We start from the raw sequence: 12,103 nt of genomic DNA on the forward strand, positions 1-12,103 counted from the left end.
CTTTGCCCGGCCTCGGGTCGTCCGCTGAAGGGGAGAGACATTCGTGCAGAACTTCCTCACCACGATCGTCGCCGCGCTCGCCGCGGCGGCGATCGCCCTTTTCCTGGCCGGGGTGGTGCACCGGCTGATCCGGAGGTTCGGCCGGCGTAACCTGCTGCTGAGCGAGCTGGGCGACCACACGCACCGGCCCTTCCAGGTCGCCGCGACGGTCCTCGCCGTGCAGTTCGCCGTCCGCTTCTTCACCGGCTACGCCGTCGGCGACACCTGGCGGCAGGTCGTGCTGCACGCCCTGGTGCTCGGCATCATCGCCTCGGTGGCCTGGCTGGTCGCGTCGCTGCTGGTGGTGATCGAGGACGTCGCCCTGGCCCGGTTCCGGGTCGACGTGCCGAACAACCGCAACGCGCGGCGGGTGCGCACCCAGGTGGTGATGCTGCGCCGGCTGACGATCGCGGTGATCGTGGTGCTGACGGTCGGTGTGATGCTGATGACCTTCCCGAGCGTACGGGGGATCGGCGCCGGGGTGCTGACCTCGGCGGGTGTGGTCGGTGTGGTGGCCGCGCTGGCCGCGCAGAGCCTGCTCGGCAACGTCTTCGCCGGGCTCCAGCTCGCCTTCAGCGACGCGGTGCGCCTCGACGACGTGGTGGTCGTCGAGGGGGAGTGGGGTCGGATCGAGGAGCTGACCCTCAGCTACGTGGTGGTGCAGATCTGGGACGACCGTCGACTGATCCTGCCCACCTCGTACTTCACCAGCAAGCCCTTCCAGAACTGGACCCGCACCGAGGCGGCGGTGCTCGGCACCGCGGAGTTCGACGTCGACTGGTCGGTCGACGTGCAGGCGATGCGGGAGGAGCTGCGCCGGCTGGCGGAGAGCAGCGACCTGTGGGACGGGCGGGTCTGCGTACTCCAGGTGACCGACGCCACCGGCGGGGTGCTCAAGGTGCGGGCCCTGGTCAGCGCGGCGGACGCCGGCAGCCTGTGGGACCTGCGCTGCCTGGTGCGCGAGCACCTGGCGGCCTGGATCCGTGACCACCGCCCGACGGGGCTGCCCCGGATGCGTACCGAGGTGGGCGACGCCTCGGGGGCGCTGCCCTGGCAGTCGGCGCGGCCCCGCCCGGTGCGCCGCGGCGCGGACGGCGACGTCCCCGACGACGCCCGGGTCTTCGGCGGCAGCGACGACGGCGCCGCCCGCAGCGAGACGTTCGTCGGCCCCGACGACGCCGTGCGCGCCGAGGCACCCACGCCCGATCCCGCGCCGCTGCCCGCCGACTCCCGCCGCTGACCCCCGCGCCCCGCACCCCGCACCCCGTAGCCGGCGCGGTGGGCCAGTCGTCTTCGCGCCGGCCTGGGGCGCCCGGACGGGTACGTGCCCTGCGCGCCCCGCCCCGTCGCCTCGGCCCTGCCGGGATCGGTGGTCGGTGGCGGGAGGTTTGACCGGTCCTATCCGGGGAAGGCCCTTCGGCGCGCTCGATCCCGACACGGCCTTGCGCGCATAGGATTGACGGGCGACGACTCCGGGCATACAGCGCGGTGATGGTGGAAGGAGGACAGCATGGCTGACGTCGCGAATCACCGCACGTCTCGGACCGGGAGCGAGCCGTCCACTGCCGAATTGGTGCAGCGGGCCACGGAACAGGTCTCCCGGCTCGTTCGGGACGAACTGGCGCTGGCCCGGGCGGAGTTGACCCAGAAGGGCAAACACGCCGGGATAGGGATCGGTTTGTTCGGCGGCGGCGGGGCCCTGGCGTTCTACGGGCTCGGCGCGCTGATCACCGCGGTGATCCTGCTGCTGGCGCTGGTGCTGCCCGCGTGGCTGGCGGCGCTGATCGTCGCGGCGGCGCTCTTCCTGGTGGCCGGGATCCTCGCCCTGGTCGGCAAGAAGCAGGTCAGCCAGGCGGTCCCGCCGGTGCCGGCGGCGACGGTCCGCAGCGTGCGGGCGGACGTGGACACCGTGACCGCTGCGGTGAAGGACAGGGGACGGGCATGACGAGCAACGGCACGGGCGACGGCGACACCGAGGCGCTGCGTGCGGAGATACGGCGAACCCGGGTGGAGTTGGGCGAGACGGTGGAGGCGCTGGCCGCCAAGGCCGACGTCAAGGCCCGGTTGAGGACCTCCGCCGAGCAGGCGAAGGAGCGGATGCGGGAGCAGACCGCGCAGACGGTGGCCCGGGTGCGCGGCCAGGCGGCGCAGGGCGTCGAGGCTGCCCGCGACCGGACGGGCCCGGTGGTGCAGAGCGGGCTGCGTGCTGGCCCGGCACCGTGGGCGGCCATCGCGGCCGGCGCGGTGGCCACCGTGATCGTGTTGTTGATCATCAGGGGGAGGCGCAGGTGAGCAGGGGGATCGGCAAGGCGGCGTACAAGCCGGTCGGGGTGGTGATGGGCCTGGCCGCCGGTGCGGTCGCGGGGGCGATCTTCCGGCAGCTCTGGAAGGTGGCCGCCGGCGACGACGACGCCCCCAGCGCGACCGACGAGGACCGCGGCTGGGGCGAGGTGCTGGCCGCCGCCGCCCTGCAGGGCGCGATCTTCTCGCTGGTCCGGGCGGCCGTGGACCGTGGCGGTGCGGTCGGGGTGCGCCGGCTGACCGGCCGCTGGCCCGACTGACCGGTCAGACATAGACGACGGGCCCCCCCTCCGCCTGGTGCGCAGGGGGGCCCGTGGCGTTCGGCGCAAAGGGCTCTTCGTGCGATGGATCCCGTTCGTCCGGCCGGAATTCTGGCGCTCTTCGGGGCCCCTGTCGGAGAATTCCGTCGGGTACGCTGTGCAAAGTTTTCGCTACGTGGTTCGCTGTTCCACGCCGTGCGGGCTGCGGTGTGGTGGAGAAAAGTCTCCTATCTAGGGGGCCGCCTCAGGCGCCGCTGCTCGAAAACGGCCAATCGGCCGCACGGCGTGCTCGGCCGCCAGTTTTAGAAGGAGATTCACATGGCGCAGGGAACCGTGAAGTGGTTCAACGCAGACAAGGGCTTCGGCTTCATCACCGTCGACGGCGGGGGTGCTGACGTCTTCGTCCACTTCTCGGCGATCCAGTCCAGCGGCTACCGCACGCTGGAGGAGAACCAGCGGGTGGAGTTCGAGATCGCCCAGGGCCAGAAGGGCCCGCAGGCTGAGCAGGTCCGCCCGATCTGAGCAGCCCCGGTCGGTGAGCCCGTCCCCCCGGGCCGGCCGACCAGGATCACGTGAAGCCCCGCGTCCCCTCCGGGAGGCGGGGCTTTCCGTTGCCGCCCGGTGCGGGCGGCCGGCCGCACCGGGCGGTCGGATGTCCCCCGGGTGCGGGCGGGCGGCCGCCGGTGGTCAGATCCGCCGTCGGCTGCGCAGGCCGAGCCAGAGCGTGCCCAGTCCGATCAGGACCAGCGCCGGTCCGATCAGCACCCAGATCCGTTGGTCGGTCATGAGGCTGCCCTCGACGTAGCCGAGGCCCTGCACCGTCCAGAGTGCGCCCAGGACCATCGCCAGCAGGCCGAGGGTGAGCGGGAGCCAAGCCTTCATCGCGTTCCTCCTGCGCCGGTGGGCCGGGTCCGCCGGCCCGGTCCAGCATGCGGGCTGTCGCCGGGGTGTGCCAGCACCACCGGGCGGCGGGTCACCACCGCTGGTGCACCTGGGGCCGGACCAGCTCGTCGTAGGTGTCCCGGACGGCGGCCAGCTCGGCGGGGGTCAACGGCGGCAGGTCGGCGGCGGCGGTGTTCTGGCGGGCCTGGTCGGCGTCGCGGGCGCCGGGGATGACCACGGTCACGCCGGGCTGGTCGATGACCCAGCGGAGCGCGAAGCGGGCCAGGGGGCGCTGCGCCCCGGCGAGCGGGGCGAGCCGGCGCACGGCGGCCAGGCCGGTGCCGAAGTCGACCCCGGAGAAGGTCTCCCCGACGTCGAACGCCTCCCCGTGCCGGTTGTAGGTGCGGTGGTCGTCGGCGGCGAAGGTGGTGTGCTCGTCGTACCGCCCGGAGAGCAGACCGCTGGCCAGCGGCACCCGCGCGATGATCCCGACCCCGGCGGCCGAGGCGGCCGGCAGCACCCGCTCGAGGGGCTTGAGCCGCAGCGCGTTGAGGATGATCTGGACGCTGGCCACACCCGGCCGCGCGATCGCGGTGAGCGCCTGGTCGCACGTCTCCACGCTGACCCCGTAGCCGGCGATCCGCCCGGCGGCGACGAGGGCGTCCAGGGCGTCGAAGACCCGGTCGTCGCCGAAGACCGCCGTGGGCGGGCAGTGCAGCTGCACCAGGTCCAGGGTGTCCACGCCGAGGTTGGCCCGGGACCGGTCGGTCCAGGCCCGGAAGTTCTCCGCCGTGTACGCCTCCGGCCGCTGCTCGACCCGGCGGCCCATCTTGGTCGCCACGGTCAGCCCCGCGTCGGGTCGAGCCGCCAGGAACCGGCCGATGAGCCGTTCGCTGCGCCCGTCGCCGTACACGTCGGCGGTGTCGAGGAAGGTGACGCCGGAGTCCACCGCGGCGGTGAGGACGGCCAACGCCTCGTCCTCGTCGACCCGGCCCCAGTCCGCGCCGAGCTGCCAGGTGCCGAGCCCGACCACGCCGACGTGCCGCCCGAGCCGAGGGAAGGTGCGCTGCTCCATGCGCCGAGCCTAGTGATGGGCTTGCCCGGCCCCGCAGCGGGCCGTACGGTGGCCAACAAGACGGACGTACGGTTTGGGAGATGCCATGTGGGATCCGACGGCTTACCTGCGCTACGCCGACGAGCGGTCCCGGCCGTTCCACGACCTGCTCGCCCGGGTTCCGGCGCAGCGGCCCCGCACCGTGGTCGACCTCGGCTGCGGCCCCGGCACGCTGACCGCCACCCTGGCCCGGCGCTGGCCGGCCGCCCGGGTCGTCGGCCTCGACTCGTCGGCCGAGATGATCGAGCGGGCCGCCGCCCTGGGCGAACCGGTCGACTTCGCCGTCGCCGACGTGCGCGACTGGCACCCCGGCCCGGACGTCGACGTGCTGGTCGCCAACGCGGTGCTCCAGTGGGTCCCCGGGCATCGCGAGCTGCTGACCCGGTGGGTCGCCGAGCTGCCCGCCGGGGCGTGGCTCGCCGTGCAGGTGCCGGGGAACTTCGACGCCCCCTCACACCGGGCGCTGCGCGAGGTGGCCGGCACGGGGCCGTGGGCGGCCGAGCTGACCCCGCTGTTGCGCGCGGCCCCGGTCGACGACGCGGAAAGCTACGCGGCGCTGCTCACCGGGGCGGACTGTGCGGTGGACGCCTGGGAGACTACCTACGTGCACCTGCTGCCGGCCCCCACCGACGCCGACCACCCGGTGCTGACCTGGATGGAGGGCACCGGGCTGCGCCCGATCCGGGCGGCGCTCGACGACCGCCGGTGGGCCGAGTTCCGCTCCGCCCTGCGGGCCCGCCTCGCCGAGGCGTACCCGGTCCGGCGGGGGCAGGTGTCCTTCCCGTTCCGCAGGATCTTCGTCGTCGCCCGCACGGGCGCCCACGCTCAGGAGAACCCGTGACCGACCTGTCCACTTTCATCGCCGCGCTGCCCAAGGTGGAGCTGCACGTGCACCACGTCGGCTCCGCGTCGCCGCGCATCGTGGCGGAGCTGGCCGCCCGGCACGCCGGGCGCAGCCCGGTCCCGGCGGACCCGGACGCCCTCGCCGACTACTTCGCCTTCCGCGACTTCGCCCACTTCATCGAGATCTACCTCAGCGTGGTGGACCTGATCCGCGACCCCGAGGACGTCTGGCTCCTCACCCACGAGGTCGCCCGCGAGCTGGCCCGCCAGCAGGTCCGCTACGCCGAGCTGACCGTCACCCCGTACTCGCACGTGCGCCGGGGCATCCCCGCCCCGGCGTTCTGCGAGGCCATCGAGGACGCCCGCAAGCGGGCCGAGGCCGACTTCGGCATCGCGCTGCGCTGGTGCTTCGACATCCCCGGCGAGGCCGGGCTGGCGGCCGCCGAGGAGACCCTGCGGATCTGCCTGGACGAACGCCCCGACGGGCTGGTCGGCTTCGGCCTGGGCGGCCCCGAGATCGGGGTGCCCCGGCCGCAGTTCAAGCCGTACTTCGACCAGGCGCGGGCGGCTGGGCTGCGCTCGGTGCCGCACGCCGGGGAGACCACCGGCCCGCAGACCGTCTGGGACGCGCTGCGCGACCTCGGGGCGGAGCGCATCGGCCACGGCATCTCCGCCGCCGAGGACCCGCGACTGCTGGCCCACCTCGCCGAGCGGCGCATCCCCCTGGAGGTCTGCCCGACCTCCAACGTGCGGACCCGGGCGGTCGCCTCGCTCGACGCGCACCCGCTGCCCCGGCTCGTCGAGGCCGGGGTGCTGGTGACGATCAACTCCGACGACCCGCCGATGTTCGGCACCACCCTCAACGACGAGTACGCCGTGGCGGCCCGCCTGCTCGGCCTCGGCCGCGACGGGGTGGCCGCGCTGGCCGCCGACGCGGTGCACGCCTCGTTCCTGGAGCCGGGGGAGCAGGCCCGGCTCACCGCCGAGATCGACGCCTACCTGGCCGCGACGGCCCGCTGAGCCGCGGGCCGGCCGGCCGCGCCGGCCGCCGAACGGAGAAGACCCCGGCGGGGTGCCTACGCCGCCGGGGTGGGGGGCGCGCGCGGCGGGAGTTGGTTGTGGGGGGACCTGGCTCCCGCCGCGCGCACGAACTCCACCGGCCTGGAACCATGGGGGGCACGGCCGGCGGAACTGGTGGGTTCTTCGAAACTCTCTCAGCTCGGGCCCGCCGCGCCGACGCCGTTAAGCCGGATCTAAGGAAGACTTGCGGCTGCCCAAAGCCCGGCCGCCGGCACCGGCCGCCGGGGCGTCAGCGCTGCGCCGGGCGCTGCCGGGGCCAGCGTCGGCCGCCGCCCTTCTGCTCCCGGGCCTCCCGGGTCATCCGACCCACCAGGCCGAACCGGCTGACCTGCCGTGGGGTCGCCTCCGGGTCGGCCAGCAGCATCACCACGCTGGCCCCGCCGAGCCGGGCCCGGTCGATGCTCACCGAGCCGTTGGCCTGCAACGCCACCCGTTTGGCGATGTCCAGCCCCAGACCGGTGGAGCCCTGGTCGCTGGCGCCCCGGCGCAGCGCCCGGTCGGGGTCGGTGATCCCCGGGCCGGCGTCGTCGATGCGGATGGCCACGTACCCGTCGCGCCGGGAGACCGCGACCTCGAAGGCCGTGCCCTGCGGGGTGTAGCGGAACACGTTGCCGATGACCGCGTCGAGGGCGGCGGCCAGCTCGGCCCGGGGCACCGGCGCCGGGATGCGCAGCTGCGCCCCGCTGACCCGGTGCGGCCGGTTCTGGTCGCCGGCCAGCGCCGCCCAGAACACCATCCGGTCCCGTACCACCTCGCTGACGTCGCAGACGGCCGGGCCGGTCTCGTGGACGACCGCCTTGCGGGTGGTCTTGATCAGCACGTCGATCTCACCCTCCAGGGTGACGATCGCCTGCCGGATGCGGCGGATGGTGCGCCGCCGGTCCAGCTCCGCCTCGGTGAACGACCCGACGCTGGTGTCGTCGGAGTCCAGCCCCTCGGCGTCCAGCCGCAGCACGGTCAACGGGGTCCGCAGCCGGTGCGACAGGTCCGCCACCAGCTCCCGCTCGTCCGTGCTCGCGGTCGCCATCCGATCCGCCATCCGGTTGAACGCGTGCCCGGCCTCGGCCAGCTCACGCGGGCCACTGGGGTCCACCCGGACCGCGAGGTCGCCGTCGCCCACCGCGCGGGCGGCCTGCACCAGCCCTCGGGCCGAGTCGACCGCGCGGGCCGCCACCCGGTCCACCACCACCACGGCGGCCCCGACCAGGGCCACCGCCACCGCCCCCAGCAGCAGCCACCGGCGGCCGGAGCCCGCGTCGAGCGCGGCGTCGCCGACGAAGACCTCGACCACGGCCACCGTGTCGCCGAGCACCACGGGGTCGAGCCGGAGCACCCCGCCGGGCACGTCGACGATCAGCGACCGCCGCTGCGCCACGGCCCGGTCCAGCGCCGCCGCGTCGGCCCGCCCGACATCCGCCGGCCCGGCGTCGGCCCGCTTGGCGTCGGCCCGCTTCGCCCCGTCGCGCTCCACGACGGGCAGGCGGTGCACCACCGGGCGGGTCGCCGGGTCCTCGCCGCTGGCTTGCACCGCGCGCCGCACGACGGCCGGATCGGTGCTCACCGCGAGCGCGCCGGTGACCAACGTGCTGCGCCGGGCGGCGTCGGCGAGGGCATCGTCACGGGTGCGTCCGTCGAGGACCAGCCCCAGGGGGACCAGGAACGCGAGCGCGACGAGCAACCCCATTCCGGCCGTGACCCGGGCCAGCGCGAACCTCAGTCCGGGGCCACCAGCCGGAAGCCGACCCCCCGCACGGTGCGCAGGTAACGCGGCTTCGCCGCGGACTCGCCCATTTTGCGGCGCAGCCAGTACAGGTGAACGTCGATGGTCTGGTCCTCGCCGACCGATGGCTGCCGCCATACCTCCTCCAAGAGTTCCCGGCGGGACACTACCCGCCCGGGTCGGGCGGCCAGGTACGCCAACAGGTCGAATTCCTTGCGGGTCAGCGCCAGCGGCACCCCGTCGAGCAGGGCGCTGCGCTCGCCGACGTCCACCCGCAGGCCGCCGACGGCGTGCACGGCCGGCTGCACGCTGCGGCTGGCCCGCCCCGCCCGGCGCAGCACGGTGGTGATCCGGGCGTCCAGGTGCGCGCCGGTGAACGGCTTGACCATGTAGTCGTCGGCGCCCGCCCGCAGCAGCCGTACCACCGACTGCTCGTCGTCGCGGGCGGTGGCGATGATGATGGGGACGTCGGTGATGCCGCGCAGCATCCGCAGCGCGTCCGCGCCGTCCAGGTCGGGCAGGCCGAGGTCGAGCACCACCAGGTCGGGGGTCTGCGCGGCGACCCGACGCAGCGCGTCCAGCGCCGTGCCGACGGCATGCACGGCATGCCCCCGGTCGGCCAGGGAGCGCAGCATCGCGCCGCGTACGACGTGGTCGTCTTCGACCAGAAGGACGGTGGCCACGTCAGCACCGTACTCGGGGTGGCAAGTCGATGACGTTGCGGTGCACCCGGATACCGGGCAAGCTGGCAGCACCATGTCCTTCACGCTCTTCCCGGACACCCGCCTCGCGCTCGCCGGGGACAGCCTCGCCGGCCTCTCCGTCGGCGACGCCCTGGGCTCGCAGTTCTTCGTCCCCGGCCGCCGCCCCGCCGACCTCGCCGCCGGCCGGCTCCCCGCGCCGCCGTGGCAGTGGACCGACGACACCGAGATGGCCTGCTCCGTCGTCGCCGAGCTGGCCGCCGCCGGCACGGTCGACCGGGACCGGCTGGCCCTGGCCTTCGCGCACCGCTGCGAGCCGTACCGGGGTTACGGCCCCGGCGCGGTGACCATCCTGCGGCTGATCCGCACCGGCACGCCGTGGCCCGTCGCCGCCGCCGCCGCGTTCGACGGGCAGGGCTCCTGCGGCAACGGCGCGGCGATGCGGGTCGGGCCGCTCGGGGCGTGGTTCGCCGACTCGACCCGGCGGGCGGCGGCCCAGGCGCGGGCGTCCGCCGAGGTCACCCACGCCCACCCGGAGGGGATCGCCGGCGCGGTCGCGGTCGCGGTGGCCGCCGCCCTGGCCGCCCGGGCCCGCCTCGACGGCGACCGCCCGCCGCCCGCGCGGCTGCTGGCCGCCGTGGCCGCCGCCCTCGACCCCGGCGGCGAGGTGCACCAGGGGGTACGCCGGGCCGGCGGCCTGCTCGGCCGCCCCGTGCCGGTCGCCGCCGACGCGCTCGGCAACGGCTCCCGGGTCACGGCGCAGGACACCGTCCCGTTCACGCTCTGGGTGGCCGCGACGTTCCTCGACGACTACCCGGCCGCGATCCGGGCCTGCGTCGAGGCGGGCGGGGACGTCGACACCACGGCGGCGATCGTCGGCGCGGTGGTCGCCGCGCATGCCGGGGTGGCCGCCCCGGGCGGGGTGCCCGCCGACTGGCTCGCCGCCCGCGAGCCGCTGCCCGACTGGGCCGGCTGACCCCTCGGTAATGCGCTAGGAAGGGACCCTCCCCTTCCCGCTAGCATCAGCGGGAGCGGCCGGCCGGCCGCAGGCGTCGCAAGCCGGAGGAGTCACCGTGTCAGCACCCCGTACCCCCGTCGTGGCCGACCCCGTCGTCGTCGCCGCCGGGACGACGGCGGCCGACGCGGTGGCCGCGGCCGGGCTGCCGTCCAACGGCCCCCGGGCGATCGTCGTGGTCCGCGACCCGCAGGGGCAGCTCCGCGACCTGGACTGGACCCCGGCCGAGGACGTCAGCGTCGAGCCGGTGGCCCTCGACTCGCCGGACGGGCTGAACGTGCTGCGCCACTCCACCGCGCACGTGCTCGCCCAGGCCGTGCAGGACGTCTTCCCCGAGGCGAAGCTCGGCATCGGCCCGCCGATCGAGAACGGCTTCTACTACGACTTCGCCGTCGACAAGCCGTTCCAGCCCGACGACCTGGCCAAGCTCGAGAAGCGGATGCAGGAGATCGTCAAGTCCGGGCAGCGGTTCCGCCGCCGCCGCTTCGGCAGCCTGGACGAGGCGAAGGCCGAGCTGGCCGCCGAGCCGTTCAAGCTGGAGCTGATCGACGTCAAGGGCGAAGGGCTGGACTCGGCCGAGGTGATGGAGGTGGGCGGCGGCGAGCTGACCATCTACGACAACCTCGCCGCGAAGGAGGACACGGTCTGCTGGTCGGACCTGTGCCGGGGCCCGCACCTGCCGAGCACCCGGCTGATCGGGGCGTTCAAGCTGATGCGCTCGGCCGCCGCGTACTGGCGGGGCAGTGAGAAGAACCCGCAGTTGCAGCGGGTGTACGGCACCGCGTGGCCGACCCGCGACGAGCTGAAGGCGTACCTGAAGCTCCTGGAGGAGGCCGCCCGGCGCGACCACCGCAAGCTCGGCGCGGACCTGGACCTGTTCAGCTTCCCCGACGAGCTCGGCTCGGGCCTGGCGGTCTTCCACCCCAAGGGCGGCATCATCCGCCGGGAGATGGAGAACTACTCGCGCGTCAAGCACGAGGAGGCCGGCTACGAGTTCGTCAACACCCCGCACATCACCAAGGGCCACCTGTACGAGGTCTCCGGGCACCTGGACTGGTACGCCGACGGCATGTTCCCGCCCATGGAGATCGACGGCGCCAAGTACTACCTCAAGCCGATGAACTGCCCGATGCACGACCTGATCTTCCGGTCCCGGGGGCGGTCCTACCGGGAGCTGCCGCTGCGGATGTTCGAGTTCGGCACGGTCTACCGGTACGAGAAGTCCGGCGTGGTGCACGGCCTGACCCGGGTGCGCGGGATGACCCAGGACGACGCCCACATCTTCTGCACCGAGGAGCAGATGGCGGGGGAGCTGAAGTCGCTGCTCGCCTTCGTGCTGGAACTGCTGCGCGACTACGGCCTGGACGACTTCTACCTGGAGCTCTCCACCCGCAACCCGGAGAAGTCGGTAGGCACCGACGAGAACTGGGAGCGGGCCACCGAGGCGCTGCGGTCGGCGGCCGAGGAGTCCGGCCTGCGGCTGGTCCCCGACCCGGGCGGCGCGGCCTTCTACGGGCCGAAGATCTCCGTGCAGGTCAAGGACGCGATCGGCCGGACCTGGCAGATGTCGACCATCCAGGTCGACTTCAACCTGCCGGAGCGCTTCGGGTTGGAGTACCAGGCCGCCGACGGCACCCGGCAGCGGCCCGTGATGATCCACCGGGCACTCTTCGGCTCGATCGAGCGCTTCTTCGGGGTGCTCACCGAGCACTACGCGGGGGCGTTCCCGGCGTGGCTGGCCCCGGTGCAGGTGGTGGGCATCCCGATCCGCGAGGACCACACCGACTACCTGCACGGCTTCGTCGCGGCGCTGCGCGCCGAGGGCATCCGCGCCCAGGTCGACGCGGGCGACGACCGGATGCAGAAGAAGATCCGCACCGCCCAGCAGCAGAAGATCCCGTTCATGGTGATCGCGGGCGACGACGACGTGGCCGCCGGGACCGTGTCGTTCCGCTACCGGGACGGTTCGCAGCGCAACGGGGTGCCGATCGCCGAGGCGGTGGCCCACGTGACGGACGTGGTGGCCTCCCGCAGCAACACCGGCCCCTCCGCCACGGGCTGAGGCACGACGCCGCGGGGGGGGGGGGGGGGGGGGCCCGCCCCCGGGGGGGGGGCGCCGCCCCGGCCCCCCGCCGCCAGCCCGCGCGG

13 protein-coding genes are annotated in these 12,103 nt (G+C 74.4%); 9 read left to right on the forward strand and 4 right to left on the reverse strand.

What is annotated here, in order from left to right:
• Positions 1–43: 43 nt before the first annotated feature.
• The 5 genes from ACLQ2V_RS19825 to ACLQ2V_RS19845 all read left to right on the forward strand — a co-directional run bounded on the left by ACLQ2V_RS19825 (position 44) and on the right by ACLQ2V_RS19845 (position 3,122).
• Entirely contained in the window at positions 44–1,279 is a 1,236-nt protein-coding gene (locus ACLQ2V_RS19825; RefSeq protein ID WP_425720011.1) for a mechanosensitive ion channel family protein, read from the forward strand.
• Positions 1,280–1,549: 270 nt separating this feature from the next.
• A complete protein-coding gene (locus tag ACLQ2V_RS19830) occupies positions 1,550–1,984 on the forward strand; it encodes a phage holin family protein (RefSeq protein WP_425720012.1) in 435 nt (144 codons plus the stop codon).
• Positions 1,981–2,331: a DUF3618 domain-containing protein gene (locus ACLQ2V_RS19835; RefSeq protein WP_425720013.1), complete on the forward strand. Its 351-nt coding sequence runs from the start codon at positions 1,981–1,983 to the stop codon at positions 2,329–2,331. The genes ACLQ2V_RS19830 and ACLQ2V_RS19835 overlap by 4 nt, the downstream gene beginning before the upstream one ends.
• The gene (locus ACLQ2V_RS19840) at positions 2,328–2,600 is read left to right on the forward strand and encodes a DUF4235 domain-containing protein (RefSeq protein ID WP_425720014.1); all 273 of its coding nucleotides are present in this window, start codon (positions 2,328–2,330) and stop codon (positions 2,598–2,600) included. Before ACLQ2V_RS19835 ends, ACLQ2V_RS19840 begins: the two co-directional genes overlap by 4 nt.
• A 318-nt stretch (positions 2,601–2,918) precedes the next feature.
• The gene (locus ACLQ2V_RS19845; RefSeq protein ID WP_091424054.1) at positions 2,919–3,122 is read left to right on the forward strand and encodes a cold-shock protein; all 204 of its coding nucleotides are present in this window, start codon (positions 2,919–2,921) and stop codon (positions 3,120–3,122) included.
• A 165-nt stretch (positions 3,123–3,287) separates the two neighbouring features.
• Here ACLQ2V_RS19845 and ACLQ2V_RS19850 read toward each other — a convergent pair whose 3' ends face one another.
• Positions 3,288–3,482 carry a hypothetical protein gene (locus ACLQ2V_RS19850; RefSeq protein ID WP_425720015.1) on the reverse strand — a complete coding sequence of 65 codons (195 nt, stop codon included), beginning with the start codon at positions 3,480–3,482 and terminating at the stop codon, positions 3,288–3,290.
• Between the two features lie 91 nt (positions 3,483–3,573).
• Entirely contained in the window at positions 3,574–4,557 is a 984-nt protein-coding gene (locus tag ACLQ2V_RS19855; protein WP_425720016.1) for an aldo/keto reductase, read from the reverse strand.
• Positions 4,558–4,642: 85 nt separating this feature from the next.
• On the opposite strand from ACLQ2V_RS19855, the gene ACLQ2V_RS19860 reads away from it, so the two are divergent.
• Together ACLQ2V_RS19860 and ACLQ2V_RS19865 are read left to right on the forward strand one after the other, a co-directional pair.
• Positions 4,643–5,437 carry a trans-aconitate 2-methyltransferase gene (locus ACLQ2V_RS19860; protein WP_425720017.1) on the forward strand — a complete coding sequence of 265 codons (795 nt, stop codon included), beginning with the start codon at positions 4,643–4,645 and terminating at the stop codon, positions 5,435–5,437.
• Entirely contained in the window at positions 5,434–6,459 is a 1,026-nt protein-coding gene (locus tag ACLQ2V_RS19865) for an adenosine deaminase (protein WP_425720018.1), read from the forward strand. The genes ACLQ2V_RS19860 and ACLQ2V_RS19865 overlap by 4 nt, the downstream gene beginning before the upstream one ends.
• 289 nt (positions 6,460–6,748) lie before the next feature.
• Here the strand turns inward: ACLQ2V_RS19865 and ACLQ2V_RS19870 are convergent, their stop codons facing one another.
• Positions 6,749–8,203 (reverse strand): HAMP domain-containing sensor histidine kinase, encoded by a 1,455-nt coding sequence (locus tag ACLQ2V_RS19870; protein WP_425720019.1) that lies wholly within the window; start codon positions 8,201–8,203, stop codon positions 6,749–6,751.
• A 29-nt stretch (positions 8,204–8,232) separates the two neighbouring features.
• Positions 8,233–8,922 carry a response regulator transcription factor gene (locus ACLQ2V_RS19875; protein WP_425720020.1) on the reverse strand — a complete coding sequence of 230 codons (690 nt, stop codon included), beginning with the start codon at positions 8,920–8,922 and terminating at the stop codon, positions 8,233–8,235.
• A gap of 73 nt (positions 8,923–8,995) precedes the next feature.
• Between ACLQ2V_RS19875 and ACLQ2V_RS19880 the strand changes: the two genes are divergently transcribed.
• A complete protein-coding gene (locus ACLQ2V_RS19880; protein WP_425720021.1) occupies positions 8,996–9,916 on the forward strand; it encodes an ADP-ribosylglycohydrolase family protein in 921 nt (306 codons plus the stop codon).
• A 97-nt stretch (positions 9,917–10,013) separates the two neighbouring features.
• Positions 10,014–12,017: a threonine--tRNA ligase gene (gene thrS / locus ACLQ2V_RS19885; protein WP_425720022.1), complete on the forward strand. Its 2,004-nt coding sequence runs from the start codon at positions 10,014–10,016 to the stop codon at positions 12,015–12,017.
• Positions 12,018–12,103: the final 86 nt, after the last annotated feature.

It is taken from the genome of Micromonospora sp. DT233, from assembly GCF_049841815.1.
GTDB lineage: Bacteria > Actinomycetota > Actinomycetes > Mycobacteriales > Micromonosporaceae > Micromonospora.